The sequence below is a fragment of the Kitasatospora sp. NPDC022856 genome, assembly GCF_055561235.1.
In genome coordinates this window covers 1-22,463 of record NZ_JBVHHE010000068.1, presented here as the reverse complement: position 1 = coordinate 22,463, position 22,463 = coordinate 1, and the positions used below count along the sequence as shown (strand labels likewise).

Here is a 22,463-nt window from a genome sequence, read left to right as displayed (position 1 = left end):
AAGATCATGCGCCGCCTGCTGCGCGACATCGCCGAGGGCCGCGACATCGGCGACACCACCACGCTGGCCGACAGCTCGGTGATGAGCCTGATCCAAGCCCAGCTCCCCAAGTTCCCCGCACAGAGGCGCCCCTGACAAAGCCGAACCTCGCCCTCACCGGCCATGGGACCGCCTCCGCACCACCCCGGGTACCTCACCAGCCCGGAAGCCTCCTGTCACGGCCGGGCAACTCGGCAGTCAGGAGCCGGGGGACCCCTGCCGACTCCCCGCCCGCAGAAGGGAATTCGCCACCGCCGACCGCGCCTGCCCCGACATCGTCGCGAGACGCCTCCCGCACGGAGCGACGAAGCCGTCGAACGCGGGTCCGCGCCTGCCGCGAGGCCGTAGAGACCCCGAGCGGCCGCAGCGACCCGGGCCGGCGGTCCGCTCCCCGGCGGCCACCAGGCCCGGCGCCGGGGGAGCGGCATGGGGGCTGCCCGGCCGCCGGCAGTTGCCCCGAAGCCGCTGGTGGTGAAGCGGCGAGCGGTGGTGTCGGCACGCCCGTTCGGTGTCTTCGGCGGGCGGGCTCACCCACCGGTCCCGTCCGGTTACAGCGACATCGCTCCAGGTTCCCGGCCGGCACCGTTCGACCGCTCGGCGGACCGCTGGCCGCACGGTGCGACCGTTCGCCGCACGCCCCACCGCGACGCCTATCGGCGGGGGGCCTCGTGGGCTGGGATGGACCGCAGGCCGCGGCGAAACGGTCGGCAAAGGGCGACGGCCACGGAGGCGACCGGCGATCGAGCCCCGACGGCGCCGGCACGTACCGGTGCGACCGCCACGCCCCACCCCGGACGAGGTTCAGTACGGCCGCCCCGCTCGGTGTCCGTCCGCGGAGCGGGAAGCGACCCCGGATCCACCGCCCAGGCGCAGCGGGGACCGCTGGGGCCCACTCGGCGTACGGAAGGCAACGGCTGATCTGATCGTGTTCGCACCCACCATGCCGACCGGTTCACCGCCTGTCGCGCAGCAGCCGGACAACGGATCCGTCGGCACGGCGGCACGTCCTGAGACGAGAAGGTGAGGACAGCATGCTCACGTTCCCCCGACAGGATGTCGGTCATGTACGGACTGCCATGTATCTGCGGTGCTACCCCTATGACAGTACGGGGATGGAGTGTCATCGCCGTGCGCTGGGATGGCTCGCCCACCGGAACTGCCTGCCGGAGCCCGCCGAATACCTGGACAACGGCCGGCGGCCGGTGGACGGCCTCCCGCAGTTGGAACGCCTCGTGCGGTACATCGAGGGGGGTTGGATCGCCACGCTGCTCATCCCGGGCCTGTTCGTGTTCGCGTTGGACGACGGCGAGGCCCTGAACGTGGCCGACCGGCTGCGCGGGTGCGGCTGCCGTCTGATAGAGCTCCCTCGCTTCGGCCCCCTGCCGGAAGCCGACGTCCCCGGACCGCGGGCGATCCGTGCGGGGTGTTCCGGGCCGCTCGCGCCGGAGCGGGGAACGACGTGAGCCCGGCGTCCGTGGCCCGCCCCCCGCTGCGCCCGTAAAATGGGCGGTATGTTGCGCGTACTGGCCGTCGACGACGAGAAGCCCGCGCTGGAGGAACTGCTGTACCTGCTGCGCTCCGATCCGAGGGTCGACAGCGCCGAGGGCGCGACCGACGCCACTGAAGCGCTGCGCCGCATCAGCCGGGCGCTCGACGCCGGACCCGACGGCGCGGACGCTATCGATGTGGTCTTCCTGGACATCCACATGCCGGGACTGACCGGGCTCGACGTGGCCAAGCTCCTCGCCGGGTTCGCCCGCCCTCCGCTGATCGTGTTCGTCACGGCTCACGAGAACTTCGCGGTGAAGGCGTTCGACCTCAAGGCGGTCGACTACGTCCTCAAGCCGGTCCGGCGCGAGCGCCTGTCGGAGGCGGTGCGCCGGGCTAGCGAGCTGGCCGAGTCCGCGCGCGAGGAACCCGCCCCGGCCGAGGACGCGCAGACGCGGCCCCGGGCCACGGGAGCCTCCGTGGCCGACGACGCGGCCGAGTACATCTCGGTGGAACTCGGAGGGGTCACCCGGTTCATCGCGGTCGGTGACATCGCCTACATCGAGGCCCACGGCGACTACGCAAGGCTGCACACGGCCGAGGGCAGCCACCTCGTACGGATCCCCCTGGGCACGCTGGAGGAGCGCTGGTCCTCCCGCGGCTTCGTGCGCATACACCGCAGCCGTCTCGTCGCTCTCGGCCGCATCGATGAACTGCGGCTGGACTCCGGGACCACCACCGTGCGCGTGGGAACGGTGGAACTCGCGGTCAGCCGCCGCCACGCCCGCCAGCTGCGCGATCTCCTGATGCGCCGAGCACGGGGCTGACTTCCGGCGTCCGTTCCCCGGCGCTCGGCCGCCGTCCGGCGCGCGCCGGACGCCGCCCGCCGTGCCGACCGGTACGTCCGGCGACGCGAAGGGTCCGTTGGCCGAACAGCAGCCCGAATCGATGGTCCGGGCCCCCGCCCCCTTCTACCCTTGATCATCACACGGGTGGAGGAGGACGGATGTCCGACATGGAAGCGTTGCTGCACGAGCTCCGGGGGCTGGCGCGGATCCGGTCCTCACGCCCGGACGACGTCACCGCGCTCCTCGCCGGGGCCAAGGCCGCGGCCGGTCGCTGGGCCGATGTCCTCGACGAGATCGAGGGGTCCGCGCGCGGCCTCCTCGGCCCCCACGCGGAAGCGGCTCTCGAAGTCGCCTTCCGCCGGGCCGAGGAGTCGTTCGTGGAACTGGAGATCGCTCTGGCTGCCACCCGGGACGCGCAGGCGCGGGAGCCGACAGAAGGTAACGGGACGTAATCGCCCATAACCTACCTTCTTCCGTCGCCGCTCTGTAGGCTGCGAAGCCTCCCGGGCAGCTGCCCGGGAGGACCGCCACCAGATTCGGGAGCGGACGCGATGCCTGCAGAACACCGACCCCGCCGGGAGGTCGTCACCGGCGTGCCCAGACGCGTCCGCCGCCCGCCACGCGACCGTCCGGCCCGCAGCGAGATCACCGAGCAGACCGCCCTCGGCGACGTCTACGTCCGCTCCCTGATGCGAAGCCAACTGCGCGCAGCCCTGTACGCGCTCGGCACGCTCCTCCTCCTCGTCGGCACCCTCCCACTGCTGTTCGCCCTCCCCGCCGCCGCGCTCGGCTCCTTCGCCCCGTCCGACCCGCTCCTCTGGGCGGTACTCGGCGTGGCCGTCTACCCGGTGATGTGGCTCATCGCCCGCCGCTACGTCCGCCGGGCCGAACGCAACGAGCGCGACTTCACCGGGCTCGTCGAAGGACGCTGAACACACCCATGGGGACCTTCCGGTGAATCAGACCTACGCGGTGACGGCCGTTGCCCTCGTCGTCCTGGCAACCGTCCTCATCGGCGCGCTCGGGCTGCGCATCTCCCGCACGACCTCGGACTTCTACGTCGCCTCCCGCACGGTCAGGCCGGGCCTGAACGCCGCCGCCATCAGCGGCGAGTACCTCTCCGCCGCTTCCTTCCTCGGCATCGCCGGGCTGATCCTCCTCCAGGGCCCGGACATGCTCTGGTACCCGGTCGGCTACACCGCCGGCTACCTCGTCCTGCTGGTTCTCGTCGCCGCCCCGCTGCGCCGCTCCGGTGCGTACACGATCCCCGACTTCGCCGAAGCCCGGCTCGAATCGGCCGCGGTACGCCGGGTGGCCAGCCTGTTCGTCCTCGGTATCGGCTGGCTCTATCTGTTGCCGCAGCTCCAAGGCGCCGGCCTCACCCTGGAGATCCTCACCGGCGCACCCGAATGGCTCGGGGGGCTCGTTGTCGCGGTCGTCGTCACCGCGGTCGTCGCCGCCGGGGGCATGCGCAGCATCACCTTCGTCCAGGCCTTCCAGTACTGGCTCAAGCTCACCGCGCTCCTCGTACCCGCACTGTTCCTCGCCGCCGCCTGGTTCGGTGACGACGCGCCCCGCGTCAGGTTCGACGCTCCCGCGGTCTTCCGGGAACACGCCGTCGTACGGGTCCACAACACCGTCCGCGTCCAGCTGGAACAACCCCTGACCGTAGGTGTCGTCGGCAGTGTCGACGGTGACCGGTACGACGGGGATCGGATCACGCTGGCCGAGGGGACGCACCGCATCAACGCCGCGACCCAGCTGTCCTTCCCCAGTGGCGCCGAGGTCCCCCAGCGGGCCGCCACAGGCACCGCTCCGCTCTGGTCCCAGCCCCTCGCGGGCGGGCGCGAGGGCTACCAGCTGTACGCCACGTACGGACTGATCCTGGCGACCTTCCTCGGCACCATGGGCCTGCCCCACGTCGCGGTCCGGTTCTACACCAGCCCCAACGGGCAGGCCGCGCGTCGTACCACCCTTGTCGTCCTCGCGCTCGTCGGAGCCTTCTACCTGCTGCCGCCGGTCTACGGCGCCCTCGGCCGGGTCTACGCGCCCGAGCTCGCCCTCACCGGCGCGGCCGACGCCGTCGTGCTCGTCCTGCCGCAGCACGTGATCGGGGGAGTGACGGGGGAGCTGCTGGGCGCGCTGCTCGCCGGCGGTGCCTTCGCCGCCTTCCTGTCCACCGCCTCCGGGCTGACCATGTCCGTCGCAGGTGTCCTCTCCCAGGACGTGCTTCCCTCACCCGCCGTCCGGTACTTCCGTCTGGCGACCGTCATCGCCATGGTGGTTCCGTGCGTCTTGAGCGTCGTCGCCACCCACGTACCGGTCGCGGACGCGGTCGCGCTCGCCTTCGCCGTCTCGGCGTCCTCCTTCTGCCCGCTGCTCGTCCTCGGCATCTGGTGGCGCCGGCTGACACCGCCGGGCGCCACGGCCGGCCTCGTCGCCGGAGGAGGTGCGGCCCTGAGCGCAGTTCTGGCGACCCGGGCCGGTGTCGTCCCGGAGGGCTGGATCAACACCCTCCTGGCCTGGCCCGCCGTCTGGTCGGTGCCGCTCGGTTTCCTCACCATGGTGCTGGTGTCCCTCGCGACACCGCGGCACGTCCCGGCCGGAGCCGCCGCCATCCTGGCTCGTCTTCACCTCCCCGAGGACATGCTGGGCCGCCCGCAGCCCGAGGGCGGGCAACGGCGGAGCAGCGGAGACGACGCCCCCGACCCGATGGCCCCCAGGAGGCAACGATGACCGCGGCCGCCCTCGTCGCCCTCTTCGCCGTCACGGCCGTCGTGCTCGCCGCCGGCGGTTTCTGGCTCGGCCGGGCGAGCGCACGGAGCGGCTCCGGCCCCGACCTCGACCTAGGCACCCCGGTCGAGCGGGCGACCTTCCACACCCTGCACACGGCCTCCCTCGCGGCCCCGCCCCTGCGTGCCGGACTCACCGAGGACACCGCTCGCAAGGCCACCCGCCAACTGCGCTCACTGCTCGGCACCGAAGCCCTGTGCCTCACCGACCGTGAGGCCGTCCTGGCCTGGGACGGACGTGGCGCCGACCACCACCCGCCGCGGGTGATGTCGCGCATTTCCGACGTCCTCGACTCGGGGCGCAGTCAGAGCGTGTTCACCGGCTGCGACGACCCCGAGTGCCCCCTTCGCTGGGCCGTCATAGCCCCTCTGACCGGCGAGGAGGGCGTGCTCGGCGCGCTGGTGGCCTACGGTTCACGGGAATCGGCGGTGCTCGTTCGGGCCGCGACCGAGGTCGCCCGCTGGGTGTCCGTGCAACTGGAGCTCGCCGAGCTCGACCGCTCCCGGACCCGGATCATCGAGGCAGAGATCCGCGCCCTGCGTGCTCAGATCTCCCCGCACTTCATCTTCAACTCACTCGCCGCCATCGCGTCCTTCGTCCGCACCGACCCCGAACAGGCCCGCGAACTCCTTCTGGAATTCGCCGACTTCACCCGCTACTCGTTCCGCAGGCACGGTGACTTCACCCACCTCGCCGACGAGCTGCGCTGCATCGAGCAGTACCTGGCACTGGCCGGAGCCCGCTTCGGCGACCGGCTGAAGGTGACTCTCCAGATCGCCCCCGAGGTACTCGCCGTCGCCATGCCCTTCCTGTGCCTCCAGCCGTTGGTGGAGAACGCCGTCAAGCACGGGCTCGAGGACTCCAGGGACGACTGCCGGATCTCCATCTCCGCCCAGGACGCCGGCGCCGAGGCAGTGGTCACCATCGAGGACGACGGCATCGGGATGGACCCGGAGGAACTGCGCGGCATCCTCGCCGGAGAGGTGGGCAGAGCGTCGGGCATCGGCCTGTGCAACGTCGACGAACGCCTGCGGCAGGTCTACGGCGACGACCACGGACTGGTCATCGAGACGGCCGTGGGTGCGGGGATGAAGATCACCGTCCGATTTCCCAAGTACCGGGCGGGCGTCCACCGGACCGTCGGCGGTGGGCCCTGACCGTCACGCCCTCCGACTGCGGTCCTCGAAGACGCCCGGCGGACGCCCGCGCCGTCCGTGACGCGCAGTGGGCCGGCCGGGAGGACGTACAGTTCGGTCTGTTCACGCTGACGCGTTCCGTGACGGCGATCGATCCCGCGTCGAGAGGGCAGAGCCGGTCTCGGTCCTCGTCGGGCATCGAAAGGGCCACCGTTTCGGACCGACGCGATCACCTCACGCGGTGGCTCGGCCTATTGAGTGTGTCAGGCTGTGCTGTTCCATCGTGCTGGACTGCGCGGTAGTCGACCTCGGCTCCGTGAGGGCGATCAGGGACGTGCGGGTCCTGAACCGTGGGTCCAGGGCCAGGCACCGAACCAGATCACTCTCCCCGTAGGGGCCACCGGACGATACGTGCGCATCCGGCTCGTCGGCGCCGACTACCTCGCACGGACCGAGGTCATCGTCGACGTCGTCCCCACGTCGTAAGTCACATCGCCCGCCGCCAGGCGGCCGGGGAACTCAGGCGGATCCGCCCTGCCATGCCCCCTTCATTCTGACGATTGCCGACAATCTGAAGAAGCACTGTGGGTACATCCCGACTTCCTGGGGCGACAGAATGCGGAGAGAAGTACCGAGCCGAACAGAAAGTGACCGCGTGTAATGAAATTGAAGACCTGTTAGCCTGCCGTGACCTGTTGATCGGCACCTCCTGCCGGGCGCCGGGGTCCCGGTGCCACATCATGGTCAACTCCCTGCCTGCGTCAAGGTGGCCGCCCGGTGTCAACGCTGCCCCGCCCAGGTGGCGCGCTCACGGGGTATTGGCTGCCCTTCGCCGCCGGGCCGCCTGTACCAGTTGCCGCGCCCGGGTGCGGTTCGCCTGCAGGGCGGACCGGTCGCTGGAATTGCTCAGGTACAACGATTCCACTCCAAGGGCTATCTGAAATTCGACTGGGGACCTAGGCTTCGTCACGTGTCGATCCTTCGAAGATTTCGCGCGTCCGGCCCGCGGTTGCTGCCGGAACTCGACGACGTCAAACTCGGACGTGTGCGGAGACAGCTGACTGCCCAAGGAATGCCGGGCCAGGAAGCAATTCGCATCGACCAGGTCGAGCGGCTTCTCCAGGAGGCCGGTACGGACTGGGACCGCCGCGCACACCGGGTGGCCGTCCTCGCCGAGGCCGCCGCGCCCTCCTCGCTCGCGCGATTCTGGCGGCTGCGCCACCCTCACAACGCGAACCCGCTGCTGTTCGAGGCGTGGGTCGAACTGGTCCGCGGCCGTCACACAGGACAGATGGAGGACGCCCGTGCCGCAGCCGACCGCTGCTACGGCGCCGCCGACGCGCACCCCGACGACCCGACCCCCTGGGTGGCGCTGCTCGGGATCCTGCGCGTGATGCGTGCGGGCTCGCGCGAGCTGTTCGCCGTCTTCCACGAGGTGACCTCACGCGACCCGTGGAACCGCGAGGCCCACCTGCAGATGCTGCGCTTCCTCTCGCCGGAGGAGTGCGGATCGCGCGGCAGCCAGATGGAGTTCGTGGACACGGTTCGGGCCGCGGTGCCCCCCAACGCGCCGGCCGTGAGCGTGGAGCTGACCGCACTGGTCGACGAGCACGCCCGCATCGTCGCCCGGGGCAGTATCGAAGCACTGCTGGCCCGTCGTCGATGGGCGCACCAGCGCGCCGCCCAGGTCCTGGACACGGCGCTGGTCGACTGGCCCCGCCCCGGCCACCTGCGGCACGCGGCTGCCCTGGCCGATCTGAACCTCCTCGCCTTCGCCCTGGTCCAGGCAGGCCGCGCGCGTGAGAGCGCCGAGACCTTCGATCGGCTCGGCAACGTGGCCACCGCCTGGCCGTGGTCGCTCGACGGTGACCCGCTCCGCCAGTTCGGTTACTGGCAGTCCAAGTACTGAACCGAGACGACGCTGCTGCGCCCATGGCGTCCGATCCTTTGCGAGTCCACAGCGTTGGTCGTGGGGAGACCCGCTGGCGGCGCCGGGTGCCTGTGATGCCGGCCGCCGGCGAATCGTCGGCGGTGCGCACCACGCGAGGACGATCGATCCGGCGGCGACGGGCTGCGACGGCGGGCATCGGGGTTCGGCGGACCACCGGCCCCGATGGCACGGCTGCTTGACGGCATCAGGTCACCGGCGCCGGCCGTGAGTTCGCTCCTTGCGGCACCATTCCAGCCGATGGAAGTCCGCATCGAAGGCGTCACGGGCGGGCTTGAGACACGCGGTTGTGCTTCCGCGTTGAACGGTTGAACGGTTGACCGGTGGTCCGATTCGGCCGCCTCGCCGTCACCGAGCCGGTGCCCCGCTTCACCTGCCCATGGTGACTGCAGGCCGTGCGGAAGTCCTCGCCGGCCCCGCTCGACCTGCCCGTCCGCCTGATGCTGTGCGCTGCAGTACTGACGGATAGCCAGGCTTCCCGCTCTTCCGACGTCACGCCGTCCCGGAGGGTCGTCGTTCGGGCTGCCCTTTCTCGTTCCGTGCGGAGAGGTCGGCAGCGGGCCGCCGAGGAGTTCCAGAAGGCGGGCCCGAAGCCTGCCGAGTCCGGCGGCGGACGTCACTTCGGAGGGGCGGGCTTCGGCGGGACGACCTTGTCCCAGTTCTCCCGGACGACTTGCCGGGCTTGTTTCAGTCGCGCCGGATTGGGGAAAGTCGGTGTGCCCTCCACGGTCGGCAGCATGGCGGCAAGGTTCCTGTCGAGGGTGCCGTCCTTGGCCATGGCCTCCATCTGGACCGGGCGGGCGAACCCCGCGAGCCGCAGGTTCTGGCCCTCTGGGCTGGCGAGGTACTCCTCCCACAACCGGGCCGCCGCCGGGTGAGGGGCGTCCTTGTTGATCGCCTGGGCGTAGTACAGCGAGAAGCTGCCGTCGAACGGAATGGAGACCTTCCAGTCCACGCCTTGGCCGCGCAGGGCGTCGATGCGCTGGAGGTTGAGGAAGTCCCAGCTGATGGAGATCGGCGTTTCGCCCCTGACGATCGACTCCGGTAGGGGGTTTCCGAGGTTGTAGTTGCCCGCCGCGGCGAGTCGGCCGAAGTAGTCGATGCCCGGCTGGATGTCGTCGAACGAGCCGTGGTTGGCGAGAGCCGCGGCGTACACGGCGGCGAACGCCGATCCGGCGGTGTTGGGGCTCTGGCCGTTCAGCGCGGCCATGCCCTTGTACTCCGGCTCGAGCAGCTCGGCGAACGACTCCGGACAGGTCTTGACGCGCGCCGCGTCACAGCCGATCGACACGACACCGAGGCAGAAGCAGAGAGTGAGGGCGAGCGTTCGGAGTGAGGCCACGACATCTCCAGGAGGGAAGCCGGGGGGACGGTTGGCGGCCGGGCCCCATCTGGCACCCCGGACGGTCTGCACGTGCCGTACCGCGGTGACGGCCGTCCGCGACACCACACCACCCACGCGGTCATCGAGGCCGACGGGAGGCCGTGGCTGGAGTGGCGGCAGCCGACGTCGACCCAACAGGTCATCCGCGCCGGCCTGTACGACGCCCGCCCCACCCCGTCGGCCTGACGGGTGCTCCGGCGGTTCGGGTCAGTTCCGGCCGGTGCCACGCGGGCTCATTTCTGGCGCCGGCCGGCGTCCCGGGGGACGCGGACCGGCGTAGGCGGGCAGCGGGCGCCTCCGGAGCGGTCCTCGGGGGCTGCTCCGGGCGCCGCTTGGCACCCGGAGTGTTCCCCGGGGGACGACGCGTGGCAAGGCGGCCGAGTCACGTGATCGACTGTTCCCGTGACGGGCTGAGCGCCGGCACCATGCCGGTGACATGAGGGAGTGAGGACCCGTCACGTCTCCGATCGGACCCGGGCCGCCTGTCGTCGATCCGACGGTGGCGGAGGCACTTGCGCGCTCCGCAACGACTCGGTAGCCGCTGTGGCAGGAGCCGTCCGCGAACGGACAGATCTACGACCAGGTAGGACTTGACATTCCGCAAACCCCCCTGGCACCTTCATGATTGAACTTGTTCACACAGTGCATAGTTGGCGCATCTTCAAGCAGCATCTGTGTTCTCCGCGAGTTGCGTCGTGCCTCCGCTGCCGGTCCCGGGCGTCGTGCGGTGGACGGTTCCGGCGACGGTGTGCTCCGGCACAGCGTTGCCTGGGCGAACCCCGGCGATCTGGCACCCGTTGCCCTCGCCTCCGCGTGTCGTCTCTCACCGCCGGTGCGGATCGCACCCCTGGCCACGCACCTTCGTGTGCGGTCCCTTTCCCTTTCTGTCCGAAGGAGTCATCCATGCATCGCTCGTACCGGCGAGGCCGACGCCTCGCCGTTCTCGCCGCGGTCGCCCTCACCCTCCCGCTCGCGGCCACCGTCACCCAGGCTGCGGCCGTTCCCCCCGCACCCTCCACCTTTTCCTATGCCCTCATGCCACTGCCGGTCTCGCAGCAGGCGGTCGGCGGCCAGGGGTTCACCCTCACTCCCCAGACCCGGATCTCCGTCCTCTCCAAGGACCCGGCGGCCATCGGCGTCGGCACCTACCTCTCCAAGCTGCTCGCCCCCGCGACCGGCTACGACCTGCGCGTCGTCAAGGACGCGAATGCGCCGAAGAACGCCGTCGTCCTGGACCCCAACGGCCCCAAGAGCCTGGGCGCCGAGGGATACACCCTCACCTCCGGCAAGGACGGCGTCGTCCTCCGGGCGCACGGGGCCGAGGGCCTCTTCCGAGGGGTGCAGACCCTGCGCCAGCTGCTCCCGGCCGCGGTAGAGTCCCGCACCAAGCAGTCCCGTGCGTGGACCGTCTCGCCCGCGAAGATCTCCGACTCGCCCCGGTACGAGTACCGCGGCGTGATGCTGGACGTCGCCCGCCGCTTCTTCCCCGTGGACCAGGTCAAGCGCTACATCGACGAGGCGGCCGCCTACAAGATCAACACCTTGCACCTGCACCTGACCGACGACCAGGGCTGGCGCATCGCCATCGACGCCCTGCCGAACCTCACCAAGATCGGCGCCAGCACGCAGAGCGGGTTCACCGGCGGCACCGACTGGTACTACACCGCGGCGGACTACAAGGAGATCGTCGCCTACGCCTCCTCCCGCTTCATGACCGTGGTGCCCGAGATCGACGGCCCCGGCCACACCGACGCCGCCCTGGCCTCGGTGCCCGAACTGAACTGCGACGACAAGGCGAAGGCGCCCTACTCCGGCTTCGACGTCGGCATCAGCCTTTACTGTCTGGACGGGCAGCACGCGGGTAACGTGCAAACCTTCCTGCAGACCGTCATCAAGGCGGTGGCCGAGCTCACCCCCGGCCCCTACATCCACCTCGGCGGCGACGAGATCCCGACGGGTGTCGGCACCCCGGAACAGTACGCCGCCTACGTCAAGGCGGCCACCGACGCGACCGTCGGGCGGGACAAGACCGTGATGGCCTGGCACCAGCTCGGCCAGGCCCCCATTCCCGCCGGCAGCCTCCTGGAGTACTGGGGCGAGGACAAGGACCGGGAGAGCATCGCTACGGGGAAGGAGACCGACAGCATCCGCTTCGTGCGCAACGGGGTCGCCCAGGGTGCCAAGTTCGTGATGTCCCCGTCCGACCACGCCTACCTGGACATGCAGTACGACGTCTCCACCCCTTACGGCGTCCACTGGACCGGGGCCGGCTACGTGCCGGTGCAGCGGTCCTACGACTGGGACCCGGCGACCGTCACCGGCAAGATGGACGGCACCGGTCCCATCGTCCCTTCCAAGAGCATCGCCGGCGTCGAGGCCGCCCTCTGGGCCGACCGGGCCTACGAGGGCAGTAACGGCTACCCCAATTCGAACACCCGCTGGCCCGTACCCCAGGCCTACGCCGACTACATGAGCTTCCCCCGCCTGCCCGCGATCGCCGAGGTCGGCTGGAGCCCCCAGTCGGTCCGCGGCTGGGACGGATTCCGCCAGCGGCTGGCCCAGCACGGGCAGCGCTGGGCCGCCGCCGGCATTGCCTACAACCCCGCCCCGGGCGTGCCCTGGCTCGGCGTCGTCAGGACAGTGGAGGGCGTCCACAGCATCGAGGCCGGCGGCGTCGCCCTGGAGAACGCCGGCTCCTCGTCCGACGGCTCCGACCTGGTGATGTGGACGCCCAACCGCGCGGACGCCCAGACCTGGACCATCACCGCGCAGTCCGACGGCACCTACACCATGACCAACAAGAGCTCCGGCAAGTGCGCCGAGGCCACCGGTGGCGCCGGCGCCACCGTCGTCCAGCGGACGTGCAACGGCCAGACCGCCCAGCGCTGGAAGGCCACCTTGACCAGGTTCGACCAGTACACCATCACCTCCGCCAGCACCGGGCTCGCGCTCACCGCCGCCTCGGCGGCCAAGGGCGCCAAGGCGACCCAGCAGCCCGACGCCGACTCCGCCCTGCAGCACTGGACGATCGACTGACCCTCTCACCACGGGCCACCACCCGGTCCCCGCTCCGGACGGACTTCTCCGTCCGGAGCGGGGCCCGGACTCTGCCCCGCCGTGCCTCACATCCCGCGTCCGACGTCGCCGAAGGGCCTCATGACGCGCTGAGCGGCTCGGTCGGACGGGCGACACTCAGCGGGGCTCGAACGACGGTTCGCGAGCTCCTCACAGCGACCCGACGGCCTTGAAGGACATGCTGTCGGGCGCCGCATCGAGGGCTCCGGACGGCGGGTCACAGATGCGGTTGTGCGGCATGGACGGACTTCTGCAGGTCTACGCCGGCTGCCGGCGCTGGTCGGCTCGGAGGGTCAGGCCCCGGTCGGCCCGGAGGTGTCGGTCTGGGGCGGGGTGGCCGGGGGCGTCTGGGTGGGGCTCGGCGAGAGTGCGGGCGCGGCCAGTGCGGGGGGTGCGGCCGGGCTGCCCGAGGCGGGGTTGCTCGGTGGGCCGGTCTGCGCCGGCGAAGACGGCGCGGGCGTCTCGGCGGAGCTCGGCGAGGGCGAGGGAGTGGCCATCACGGAGGGTTCGGCCGGGCTGCCCGAGGCGGGGTTGCTCGGTGGGCCGGTCTGCGCCGGCGACGACGGCGCGGGCGTCTCGGCGGAGCCCGGTGAGGGCGATGTCCGGGAGGGAACGGGAGATTGGGCCGACCAGCCCGGCGTGGCATCGACGGGCGATCCGCCGGGGGACGTTGGCGGCCCGATGCCTCTGGTCGGTGCCGGGGGCTGCGCCTGTGGCGGCGTGGCCGCTCCGGTGTCCGCCTGCGGACCCTTCGTCAGGAGCGATGCGGCCGGGGAGGCGGAACCGGAGCTGCTACCCGCTTCCGTGGTGTTGCCGGCCGTGGACGCGGTCGATGTGGCTGCCGGGTCGGTCGCGCCTCGGGGGACGGAGGTGGTACTGGGCCGGGGCGCCCCACCCGCAGCGGTGTTGTGGTAGACGGATGCGGCGCCACCGACGAGAGCGGCCGCCGAGAGCGTCAGCACCCACCGCATGACGTGGCGGGAGCGCGGTTGCCGACCGGCGGGACCTGAGGTGGGAGCACAGTGGAGCGTGACCGTGGGCTCGTGCTCCCCCCGGCCGGGCGGGAGTTCCCTCACCGGGGCTGCGCAGGAGCAGGAAGCACAGAGCAGTTCGAGGTCCGCTCCACCCTCGTCGGACAAGGCGGCGAGGCGGCGGCACGTTTGTCGGGCAATGCCCTCGGCGTGTCTTCGCCAGGGGTCATCGGTCGGGCTCCGGTCGGTCGCTCCGGTCGGCTCCGAGGACGGGATCTGGCGCCGGCCGGCGGCGTGTGCCACAGCTCGCAGGACCTCCCGCCGGCATGTCTCGGGCAGCGCCATCAGCACCTGCCCGGCGGGTGTGCCCCTGTGTGCATCGGGGAGGAACGTGCGCCGTCGCGGCGTGCTCCCGCGGCCTCCCGCGTCAGCGGCAGCGCGGCGGTCGCCGGACGCCGGTGTGAACCAGGTGGACGTGGGACGGTCGTTCTCGTCGATCGGGAGGGGACCGACTCCTTGTGCGCCCTGCGGTGGCATCGCGCCACGGCGCACGAAGGCACCCCAGGGCGCTGAGGACTCTCGCATCGCTCTCCTTTTGTGCACCTGCTGGGTATCGGGGTTCCACAGGAGCCTGCCGCCGAGAAGAGAGCCGTGGCCCGGCGCGATCCCGCGCCGCTACAGAAACGTTATCGACGGACTTCCGAGCTCGGCCCGGATGCCTCCGTCGGTCGCAGGAAAGGTGCTGCTCCTGGCAGGCGGTAGCGGGATCATGAACGGTCAACGGCCTGAGGACCGTGCTGTCCGAACGTCGTGCGACGCGTTGCCGGGGGAATTCGGGCGTCCTGCTGGCGCGGATGGGCACGTCACATGCAGGGGCCGTGCGGAGTATGTGGCTGTGGCCCATAGGTCACGGGTCCTGGGATCCATAGTCTGAGATCACCACCAGAAGTCCCGTGCAGGTAGCGGTTTCTTCACCCCGGCCGGCGATTCCGGTAGGGAAACAGGACTGTACGAACGATCAGGACGACGGCTCCGAGGGAGCGCAGGCCTTGCCGTCACGCGACCGGACGGACCGCGAGGATTCCCTGAGGAGTGGCGCGATCCGTCGGCGATCGCCGACAGCCTGAGTCAAGGCGCAAGGTGCGCGGGCCGGTTGACAGTCCGAGCGACTGCACAGGTCCGCCCGTGGACGGCGTCATCGCACAACCGCTCATCCCTGAGCCGGCAGCAAGAACCGGAGGCGCAGACATGTGCCAATACCCTTGGTCCGCGGACGCAGCCCCAGAGGTATGCGCGGCATGGAGCGGATCCACCGTGGCCGGCGTCCTGACCCCGGCACCCACGTCCTACCCGCCCGTCTCGGCGCCCGGCGGGCCGCCCCTGTCGGGTACGGCGCGCCCGATCCTGCCGGTGGTCTCCCCTAGGGTGGGGGAGCCCCCGAGTGGCGTTTGCGGCCGCGTCCCCCCGACCCAGCAGGCTCTGTTGGCCGTACCCGCCGAGGTTTCCTGGGTTCCGATGGTCCGCCACTTCGCGTCGGCCGTACTCGCGCGCTGGCGGCTTCCCGAGGACACGCTCGCATCGGCCGAGCTGATCGTCAGCGAGCTGGCCGCGAACGCCGCCCGGTACGGGGGCCGCGACATGACGGTGCTTCTGGACCGGGAAGGGGCGACGCTGCGGATCACGGTGTCCGACTCCGGACGTGCGGACCGTTGTGGGGAGCACCCCGAGGTCGATCCGGACGAACACGGCCGCGGCCTCACCATCGTCGAGGCGCTGGCGCAGTGGACCGACGTTCACATCGGTCCCCGGGGGCGGCGGGTTCGGGCAGGCCTGGGCACTGCCCCGGCGACGCCCTGACCCTCGCGGCCCGGCGGTACGCGCCCCATCGCGGGCGGAGGGCGGGGCCGGTTTCAGGGGGACGGGCCGTCGTTCTCGGGTGGGCGGTGGGCGGACAGCAGGTGGAGCCGGAGGGCGACCTGGAGTTCGAGCGCGCGATCGGGGCTGTTCCAGCCGGGGCCGAGGAGGGCCTGGACGCGGTCGAGGCGTTGGACGACGGTGTTGACGTGGATGTGGAGCTCGTTCCTCGTGTGGGTGAGGTTGCTGCCGCAGCCGAAGTACGCGATCAGGGTGTGGACGAGGGCGCTGCCGCGGCGGGCGTCGTACTCCAGGAGCGGCCCGAGGGTCCGGGTGACGAAGGCGTCGACGTCGTGGCTGTTGCCGAGCAGGACCCCGAGGAAGCCGAGGTCGGTGGCGCAGGCTCCTTCGCCGGTACGGCCCAGGAGGAGAAGGGCCCGCAGACAGCGGGCTGCCTCGGTGTGGGCGGCTGCGACTGCTTGCGGCCCGGCGGCGGGCAGGGACGCGGCGACGGTGACGGGGGCGCAGGTGAGCTCGGTGAGTCGGGCGGCGGCCTGGCGGGCCGCCTCACCGGGGGGTGTTCCGTCGTCGGGCAGGAGGAGCACGGTGGCTCCGGCGTGCTGGGCACTGGCGCCGTCGGCGGCGAAGAGGTACTGGCGGGCGGCGGAGGCCAGTCGTTCGCGGACGGTTTCGACTGTTTGGGCGATGAGGACGAGGTGGGGTCGGTCGAGGTCGATGGCGAGGCGCCGGGCTCGTGCGGTGAGGCCCGCCGGGTCGCGGTCGGGGTTGGTGAGGAGGTCGCTGATCAGCTCGCCGCGGATCCTGTTCTCGGTCTCGGCGACGGATCGGCGCAGCAGCAGGATGAGGCCGGCGACGACGCTGGCGCGTTCGAGGAGACGCCGGTCGGCGGCATCGAGGTCGGTGGGGGTGTGCAGCACGAGGCTGCCCAGGAGCTCCGAGCCAGCGAGGACGGCGCAGATCCAGTCGCCGTCGCGCAGCACGGCCCGGCCTGCCGTCCGGGAATCCTCGACGGCCTGGTGGAGTTCGGCGGGAACCGGCGGGTGTGCCGCCGGGCCGGCGGTGCCCGGCGGGGTTGTGAGGTCCCGGCCGTCGCCGTCGTGGATGGTGACGGCGCCGTTGAGCAGCGCGGCGACGGCGGTGGCGACATCGGTCGGGTCGCCCCCGCGCAGGATGATGTCGGTCAGCCGGTCGTGTGCCTCCTCGGCGCGCTGGACGGAGGCGGCGTGAGCCCGGACGGCGGCGTTGGCCTCGGCCAGCTCGGTCAGCGCGGCCCTGGTGTCGGCGAGGGCCCTGGCGGTGTCGATGGCGATGGCGGCGTGGTCGGCGAGCGAGCACAGGAGGGCGACCTCGTCGGTGGAGAACTCTCGCGGGGTGCGGTCGGCGGCGAACAGGACGCCGATGACCTTGCCGCCCGAGTCGGAGACGGATCCGAGCAGGAGCGGTACCCCGATGATGGCGACCAGGCCCTCGTCGCGGACACCGCCGTCGATGCGCTCGGTGTGGTGGAACCGCGTGTCGGTGAGGTAGTCGGTGCTGGCGTACGGCCGGGCACTCTGGGCCACCAGGCCGCCGAGGCCCACGCCGAGCTGCAGGCGCAGGCTCTGGAAGACCGGGGAGACCGATCCGTCGGTGACCCGCATGTACGTGTCGCCCGCCTCCTCGTCGGGGAGGGTGAGGTAGGCGGTGTCGGTGCCCAGCAGCAGGCGGGCCCGGTGCACGATGGACTGCAGGACGGCGTCGAGGTCGCGCAGGGCGGCGAGGTCGCCGGCGGTGTCGAAGAGCGCGGTGAGTTCGCGCTCCCTGCGGCGGTGCTGGCGCAGTCTGCCGCGGATGCGCAGGGCGGTGGCGGTCGCCTGTTCCAGCTCCGCCAGGGTGTCGGTGTCGGCCCCGGCGGCTCGGGCCGCTGCGGTGAGGGCACCGAACTCTTCGGCGGGGGCGTCGCCGGCCAGCATTTCGAGTAGTCGCGCGCAGCTGGGGAGTGCAGGCTGTTGCGGTGGGTGCATGGCGGGTCCGATGAGCCGGAGAAGTGCAACGGCGGAGGGGGACCGGTGACCGGCCCCTCCGCCTCCAGGTTCTCAGATGAGGGGCCGACACGGGCGTCAGACGGGGGCGGCTGCGGTCTCGGTCCGGGCTATGTGGCCCGACGCGTCGCCGTCGGTGTCGTCGAGTTCGGTCAGGTCACGGCCCCTGGTCTCGCGGGCGGCGAGCACCGCGATCACCGTGATCACTGCGGCCATGGTGACGTAGAGCGAGATGGGGGTCGAGTCGCCGTAGGACTGAAGCAGCGCGATGGCGATGAGCGGGGCCGGAGCGCCGGCGGCCACCGAGGCGAACTGGGCGCCAATGGAGGCGCCGGAGTAGCGCATCCGGGTCGCGAACATCTCGGAGAAGAACGCCGCCTGCGGGGCGTACATGGCGCTGTGGAAGACCAGGCCGACGGTGACCGCGAGCAGGATGGCCGGGAAGGACTTGGTATCCAGCAGCCCGAAGAAGACCCAGGCCCAGGCCCCGACACCGACCGCGCCCACGAGATAGACCGGCTTGCGGCCCACCCGGTCGGAGAGCGCGCCGAACAGCGGGATCAGGGCGAACTGTACCGCGGAGGCGATGAGGACGGCGTTCAGCGCGGTCTGCTTCGCCATACCGAGGTGCCCGACGCAGTAGGCGAGGACGAAGGTGGTGATCACGTAGTAGGAGATGTTCTCGGCCATCCGCGCGCCCATGGCGACCAGGATGTCGCGCCAGTGGTGGCGCAGGACCGCGAGCAGCGGCGGCTGCTCCCTCTTGTGCTGGGCCTTGCGCTGCTCGGCCTTGGCGAGGGCGTCCTTGAAGAGGGGGGACTCGTCGACGGCCAGCCGGATCCACAGGCCGACGCCGACCAGGACCGCGGAGAGGAGGAAGGGGATGCGCCAGCCCCAAGCGAGGAACGCCGCGTCGCTCTGCACGGTGGTCATGAGCGCGAGGACGCCGACGGCCAAGATGTTGCCGGCGGGTGCGCCGGCCTGTGGCCAGGATGCCCAGAAGCCGCGGCGCCCGGCGTCGCCGTGCTCGGAGACCAGCAGGACCGCGCCGCCCCACTCGCCGCCGAGTGCGAAGCCCTGGACGAGGCGCAGGACGGTCAGCGTGATCGGTGCGGCGATACCGATGCTGTTGTAGCCGGGGACGCAGCCGATGAGGGCGGTGGCGCCGCCCATCATGAGCAGGCTGACGACCAGGAGCTTCTTGCGGCCGATCCGGTCGCCGAAGTGGCCGAAGACGAGGGCGCCGACCGGGCGTGCGGCGAAGCCGATGGCGTAGGTGAGGAAGGCCAGCAGGGTGCCGGTCAGCGGGTCGGACTTCGGGAAGAAGACGTGGCCGAAGACCAGGGCGGCGGCTGAGCCGTAGAGGAAGTAGTCGTACCACTCGATGGTGGTGCCGATGAGGCTGGCGGCGACCACACGGCGGAGCGCGCCTGGTCTGTGCGAGGGGCGGGGGGCGTTCACGGCGGTGTGGGGGCTGGCCATGGTGTCACCGTTCCGGGGGTGGGTGGGAGCGCCGGTTCAACGGGGTCTCGGTTCGTGGGGCGATGGCTGTGTGTCGAGGACGGGTGGAGTCGCCCTCGCGGGGCGTGCGCGACGCGGTCGGAGCAACGCGACGGGCGCGCGGTCAGTGGGCCGTCCAGCCGCCGTCCACGGGGATGGCGGCGCCGGTGATGTAGCTGCTGTGGGGGGTGCACAGCCACAGGGCGGTCCGGGCGACTTCCTCGGGCTCGATCAGGCGCTTGATCGCGGTGCGCTCCAGCATGATCTGCTCGACCACGTCGGCCGGTGCGATGCCGTGGGCGACGGCCTGGTCGGCGATCTGGCTCTCGACGAGGGGGGTGCGTACATAGCCGGGGTTGATGCAGTTGCTGGTGACGCCGTGGACGGCGCCCTCCAGCGCGACGACCTTGCTGAGCCCTTCCAGGGCGTGCTTGGCGGTCACGTACGCGGATTTGTACGCACTGGCGCGCAGGCCGTGGACCGAGGAGATGTTGACCACGCGGCCCCAGCCCTGCTGGTACATGTGCGGCAGGGTACGACGCAGGATGCGGAACGGGGCCTCGACCATGACGCGCTGGAGCTGGGTGAACCGCTCGGTCGGTAGCTCGTGGATCGGTGCGACGTACTGCAGTCCGGCGTTGTTGACGACGATGTCAGCGTCGTTCGGGAGGCGGTCCACGGCCTCGGGATCGGCGAGGTCGACCACGTGCGCGGTGCCGCCGATCTCCTCCGCGACCGCTTTGGTCGCGTCCGCTGCCAGGTCCACCACGTACACATGGGCACCGGCTTCGGCGAACGCCACCGCGCAGGCCCGTCCGATCCCGCTCGCGGCACCCGTCACCAGGACTCTGCGCCCGGCCAGGAACGGGCCGCCCGCCGGGGCACGGGCAATGCTGCCTGGACTCTTGCTGTCTTCCATGGCTGAAGCCTAGGAACCGGACCCGAGAACGCGCAGGTGGCAGGTCTCCACATTCGCTCCTTCCACGGTGGTGGTGGGAACCACCGGATCCGTGTCCCCGGGCCCGGGCATCCCGCGCGGGCCTCCCGGGAACCCGCGCGCGGTCCCGGGCCGATGTCAGGGGCGGCGGCAGGTCGCGGGGGCGGGGACCTCGTTGGTCTGGCAGATGTAGCGGCTGTCGGCGGGGTCCTTGCTGAGGTACCGGCCGATGCACTTGCTGCGACCGTGTTCGGCGCAGAAGGCCAAGGCCTCGGATCCGTCCGCGAAGCCGCCGGAGACCTGGATGACCCAGTAGCCGGGCTGGAGCGAGGCCCAGTCGTCGCTGTTGATCAGCGTGGCGCGGGGAATCTCCTTCTGTACGGCGAGCAGTTCCTCGTCGCGCTTGCGCAGGTCCGCCGAGTGCGGGCTGGCGGACAGCTGCGCTATCCATCCGCCGAGGCCGGTGGCGGTGGCGGTCGCGGGCGCGGTGGGAGCCGGGGCGGCGGCGTCGGAGGACCTGTTCATCAGCCGGGGCACCGTGTACGCGCCCACGGCGACCACCACCAGGGCCAGCGCCACGGTGACGAGCCGCCGCCGGGACCCGGCGCGGCGCTGGCCGGAGCGGGACGTGACGGGTGGGACGGCCCGGGGCTCGCTGCCCCCGGGGTCGGCGCCGGGTCCTGGTCCGGCGGCCGGAAGGGCCACCGACCGGTGCTGGGCGGCGGCGGTGAGCAGGCGGGTCACCTCGTCGAGGGCGGGGCGGTCGGCAGGGTCCTTGGTCAGCAGGCGCTCGATGACCGCGGTGAGCGCGTTGCTGGCCTGCCGCGCCGGCGGCAGTGGATCGTCGCAGATGGCGACGAGGGTCTCCCACGCGGAGTCGCGCCGCATCGGGTTGCGGCCCTCCGCGCACGTGTAGAGAAGCACGCCCAGGGACCACAGGTCGGAGGCCGGCCCGACCGCACCGCCGCGGATCCGCTCGGGTGCCATGTACGGGGGGGATCCGACCAGATCGCCCGTCCTGGTGAGGGTCTGGGTGTCCTGGAGCGCGGCGATGCCGAAGTCGGTGAGGACGGCGTTTCCGTCCGGCCGGATCAGGACGTTGGCCGGCTTCACGTCGCGGTGCAGGACACCGGCTGCGTGGGCGGCGCCGAGGGCGGCGAGCACGTCCAGGCCGATCCGGGCGACCTGGACGGAGGGCAGCGGGCCCTCGCGCAGGACCGACTCGAGGGAGGGGCCGGTGACCAGCTCCATGACGAGCCAGGGGTGAGGGTGTTCGTCCAGCACCTCGTAGATGGTGACGGCGCCGGGGTGGTTGATCCGTGCCAGGGCCCGGGCCTCACGGAGGGTTCGCTCGCGCAGGAGGCCCGCGCGTTCCGGGTCCCCGGGGTCACCCGAGCGGATCTCCTTGAGCGCGACCTCGCGGTCCAGCGTGGGATCGTGGGCGCGCCACACCGTTCCCATGGCGCCGGCGCCGAGCTTCTCCCTCAGCTCGAACCGCCCGGCCACCACGGCCCCGGTGGCTCGCGCGCCCGCCTCAGTCATGGACCCGCGTTCTCTGCATCGAGATTCCCCAACGTGTTCGGACGGTCGGTGTGGTGGTGAATCGTCAGTGCGATCAGCTTACCGACCGGCCCACCGGGGCCCGACCCCGGCACACGGCCGGCATCCGCCGACCCGGCCGCCCTGGGACCGGTACAGGGCGACGGGCAATGTGAGGGATCGGCCACAGGAGCTCACTGAAGTCCCACTCCCAGGCCGATCCGGACGGCCTCCTTGACGCCTTCCGTGCCCCACAGGTCGAGGGTTCGGGCACCGGCCAGATCCCATGTGCGCAGGAGGCTCGTCAGCTGACGGCGCGTCTGCGATCCGCCTTCGCGCAGCAGGAAGAGCTCGCCCGAGAGGTCGCCGGGGGGGCTGCCAGGGGATGGTCGGCCGCGCAGACCAGCAGCATCTCCTCGCCGACGAGCCGTTCGGACTCGTGCCCGCCGGGGGTCAGCGGGCTGCCACTCAGCCCGATGCCGATCCTGCCCTCCTTCAGCGCCTCGGCGAGTTCGTCCGCCGTACTGACGGCGAGGCCTAAAGTGCGCCGTGGGCTCCAGGCGCCGCAGTGCCAGCAGGGCCGGCAGGAGGTGCCCGCCGATGCTGCTGCCGATCAGCAGCAGTTCCTCGCGCACGAGCGCCGCCGTCTCGACGGCCTGGTCCGCCAGCGCGAGGACCTCCTTGGCCTGTGCCAGAAGAACTGTGCCCGCCGGAGTGGGGCGGATCTTCGGGCCCATTCGGTGTTCTGATGTCGCCGTAACCGTTCGATAACGGGCCGGGTTCCGCGTACCGCCCGCCACTCCTCCTCTACATGGTCACGCTCGCCCGCGAGAGGCGAGTTGACGGCCCGACGAACCCGGGCCGGAGCAACCGCGGCCATTCAAGGAGGACCTCCCCATGCCCTGCTGT

The 22,463-nt window shown here is 71.4% G+C and carries 16 protein-coding genes and 1 pseudogene; 11 read left to right on the top strand and 6 right to left on the bottom strand.

The annotated features are described in order from the left end of the window. Nucleotides 1-1,070 precede the first annotated feature (1,070 nt). The 7 genes from ACZ34W_RS36735 (at nucleotide 1,071) to ACZ34W_RS36705 (ending at nucleotide 8,213) form a co-directional block, all read left to right on the top strand. The gene (locus ACZ34W_RS36735; protein WP_465610570.1) at nucleotides 1,071-1,502 is read left to right on the top strand and encodes a hypothetical protein; all 432 of its coding nucleotides are present in this window, start codon (nucleotides 1,071-1,073) and stop codon (nucleotides 1,500-1,502) included. A gap of 48 nt (nucleotides 1,503-1,550) precedes the next feature. Next, on the top strand, nucleotides 1,551-2,354 hold the full coding sequence (locus ACZ34W_RS36730; RefSeq protein WP_465610568.1) for a LytR/AlgR family response regulator transcription factor: 804 nt from the start codon (nucleotides 1,551-1,553) through the stop codon (nucleotides 2,352-2,354). Nucleotides 2,355-2,533: 179 nt separating this feature from the next. Beyond that, on the top strand, nucleotides 2,534-2,827 hold the full coding sequence (locus tag ACZ34W_RS36725) for a hypothetical protein (protein WP_465610566.1): 294 nt from the start codon (nucleotides 2,534-2,536) through the stop codon (nucleotides 2,825-2,827). Between the two features lie 99 nt (nucleotides 2,828-2,926). Then, entirely contained in the window at nucleotides 2,927-3,307 is a 381-nt protein-coding gene (locus tag ACZ34W_RS36720; protein ID WP_465610564.1) for a hypothetical protein, read from the top strand. Between the two features lie 22 nt (nucleotides 3,308-3,329). Beyond that, complete coding sequence (locus tag ACZ34W_RS36715) at nucleotides 3,330-5,111, top strand: sodium/solute symporter (protein WP_465610562.1); 1,782 nt, start codon at nucleotides 3,330-3,332, stop codon at nucleotides 5,109-5,111. After that, nucleotides 5,108-6,325, top strand: coding sequence for a sensor histidine kinase (locus tag ACZ34W_RS36710; RefSeq protein WP_465610561.1), 1,218 nt, complete (start codon nucleotides 5,108-5,110; stop codon nucleotides 6,323-6,325). Before ACZ34W_RS36715 ends, ACZ34W_RS36710 begins: the two co-directional genes overlap by 4 nt. A gap of 1,024 nt (nucleotides 6,326-7,349) precedes the next feature. Then, nucleotides 7,350-8,213, top strand: coding sequence for a hypothetical protein (locus ACZ34W_RS36705; RefSeq protein ID WP_465610560.1), 864 nt, complete (start codon nucleotides 7,350-7,352; stop codon nucleotides 8,211-8,213). Between the two features lie 655 nt (nucleotides 8,214-8,868). Here the strand turns inward: ACZ34W_RS36705 and ACZ34W_RS36700 are convergent. Then, nucleotides 8,869-9,549 (bottom strand): annotated as a pseudogene (locus ACZ34W_RS36700) (ABC transporter substrate-binding protein); the annotation flags it as partial. Between the two features lie 117 nt (nucleotides 9,550-9,666). Between ACZ34W_RS36700 and ACZ34W_RS36695 the strand changes: the two are divergent. The 3 genes from ACZ34W_RS36695 (at nucleotide 9,667) to ACZ34W_RS36685 (ending at nucleotide 15,539) form a co-directional block, all read left to right on the top strand. Continuing rightward, nucleotides 9,667-9,822 (top strand): hypothetical protein, encoded by a 156-nt coding sequence (locus ACZ34W_RS36695; RefSeq protein ID WP_465610559.1) that lies wholly within the window; start codon nucleotides 9,667-9,669, stop codon nucleotides 9,820-9,822. Between the two features lie 717 nt (nucleotides 9,823-10,539). Further along, a complete protein-coding gene (locus tag ACZ34W_RS36690) occupies nucleotides 10,540-12,672 on the top strand; it encodes a family 20 glycosylhydrolase (protein WP_465610557.1) in 2,133 nt (710 codons plus the stop codon). Nucleotides 12,673-14,930: 2,258 nt separating this feature from the next. Next, complete coding sequence (locus ACZ34W_RS36685) at nucleotides 14,931-15,539, top strand: ATP-binding protein (RefSeq protein ID WP_465610574.1); 609 nt, start codon at nucleotides 14,931-14,933, stop codon at nucleotides 15,537-15,539. A 53-nt stretch (nucleotides 15,540-15,592) separates the two neighbouring features. On the opposite strand, the gene ACZ34W_RS36680 is transcribed toward ACZ34W_RS36685, so the two are convergent. From ACZ34W_RS36680 to ACZ34W_RS36660, 5 genes are all read right to left on the bottom strand, one after another. After that, nucleotides 15,593-17,560, bottom strand: coding sequence for a helix-turn-helix domain-containing protein (locus ACZ34W_RS36680; RefSeq protein ID WP_465610555.1), 1,968 nt, complete (start codon nucleotides 17,558-17,560; stop codon nucleotides 15,593-15,595). Nucleotides 17,561-17,656: 96 nt separating this feature from the next. Beyond that, on the bottom strand, nucleotides 17,657-19,060 hold the full coding sequence (locus ACZ34W_RS36675; RefSeq protein WP_465610553.1) for an MFS transporter: 1,404 nt from the start codon (nucleotides 19,058-19,060) through the stop codon (nucleotides 17,657-17,659). Between the two features lie 142 nt (nucleotides 19,061-19,202). Next, nucleotides 19,203-19,997, bottom strand: coding sequence for a 3-hydroxybutyrate dehydrogenase (locus ACZ34W_RS36670; protein WP_465610551.1), 795 nt, complete (start codon nucleotides 19,995-19,997; stop codon nucleotides 19,203-19,205). A 156-nt stretch (nucleotides 19,998-20,153) separates the two neighbouring features. After that, entirely contained in the window at nucleotides 20,154-21,557 is a 1,404-nt protein-coding gene (locus ACZ34W_RS36665; RefSeq protein WP_465610549.1) for a serine/threonine-protein kinase, read from the bottom strand. A 301-nt stretch (nucleotides 21,558-21,858) separates the two neighbouring features. Next, the gene (locus tag ACZ34W_RS36660; RefSeq protein ID WP_465610572.1) at nucleotides 21,859-22,038 is read right to left on the bottom strand and encodes a hypothetical protein; all 180 of its coding nucleotides are present in this window, start codon (nucleotides 22,036-22,038) and stop codon (nucleotides 21,859-21,861) included. On the opposite strand from ACZ34W_RS36660, the gene ACZ34W_RS36655 reads away from it, so the two are divergent. After that, on the top strand, nucleotides 22,031-22,303 hold the full coding sequence (locus ACZ34W_RS36655; protein ID WP_465610547.1) for a hypothetical protein: 273 nt from the start codon (nucleotides 22,031-22,033) through the stop codon (nucleotides 22,301-22,303). The two genes, ACZ34W_RS36660 and ACZ34W_RS36655, sit on opposite strands and share 8 nt — an antisense overlap. The last annotated feature ends 160 nt before the right edge of the window (nucleotides 22,304-22,463 follow it).

Bases quoted from the DNA above. Each gene is read 5' to 3' on its own strand.
- ACZ34W_RS36735 (WP_465610570.1), top strand. From the start codon at position 1,071: ATGCTCACGTTCCCCCGACAGGATGTCGGTCATGTACGGACTGCCATG.
- ACZ34W_RS36730 (WP_465610568.1), top strand. From the start codon at position 1,551: ATGTTGCGCGTACTGGCCGTCGACGACGAGAAGCCCGCGCTGGAGGAA.
- ACZ34W_RS36725 (WP_465610566.1), top strand. From the start codon at position 2,534: ATGTCCGACATGGAAGCGTTGCTGCACGAGCTCCGGGGGCTGGCGCGG.
- ACZ34W_RS36720 (WP_465610564.1), top strand. From the start codon at position 2,927: ATGCCTGCAGAACACCGACCCCGCCGGGAGGTCGTCACCGGCGTGCCC.
- ACZ34W_RS36710 (WP_465610561.1), top strand. From the start codon at position 5,108: ATGACCGCGGCCGCCCTCGTCGCCCTCTTCGCCGTCACGGCCGTCGTG.
- ACZ34W_RS36690 (WP_465610557.1), top strand. From the start codon at position 10,540: ATGCATCGCTCGTACCGGCGAGGCCGACGCCTCGCCGTTCTCGCCGCG.
- ACZ34W_RS36685 (WP_465610574.1), top strand. From the start codon at position 14,931: ATGTGCCAATACCCTTGGTCCGCGGACGCAGCCCCAGAGGTATGCGCG.
- ACZ34W_RS36680 (WP_465610555.1), bottom strand. From the start codon at position 17,560: ATGCACCCACCGCAACAGCCTGCACTCCCCAGCTGCGCGCGACTACTC.
- ACZ34W_RS36675 (WP_465610553.1), bottom strand. From the start codon at position 19,060: ATGGCCAGCCCCCACACCGCCGTGAACGCCCCCCGCCCCTCGCACAGA.
- ACZ34W_RS36670 (WP_465610551.1), bottom strand. From the start codon at position 19,997: ATGGAAGACAGCAAGAGTCCAGGCAGCATTGCCCGTGCCCCGGCGGGC.
- ACZ34W_RS36665 (WP_465610549.1), bottom strand. From the start codon at position 21,557: ATGACTGAGGCGGGCGCGCGAGCCACCGGGGCCGTGGTGGCCGGGCGG.
- ACZ34W_RS36655 (WP_465610547.1), top strand. From the start codon at position 22,031: ATGCCGATCCTGCCCTCCTTCAGCGCCTCGGCGAGTTCGTCCGCCGTA.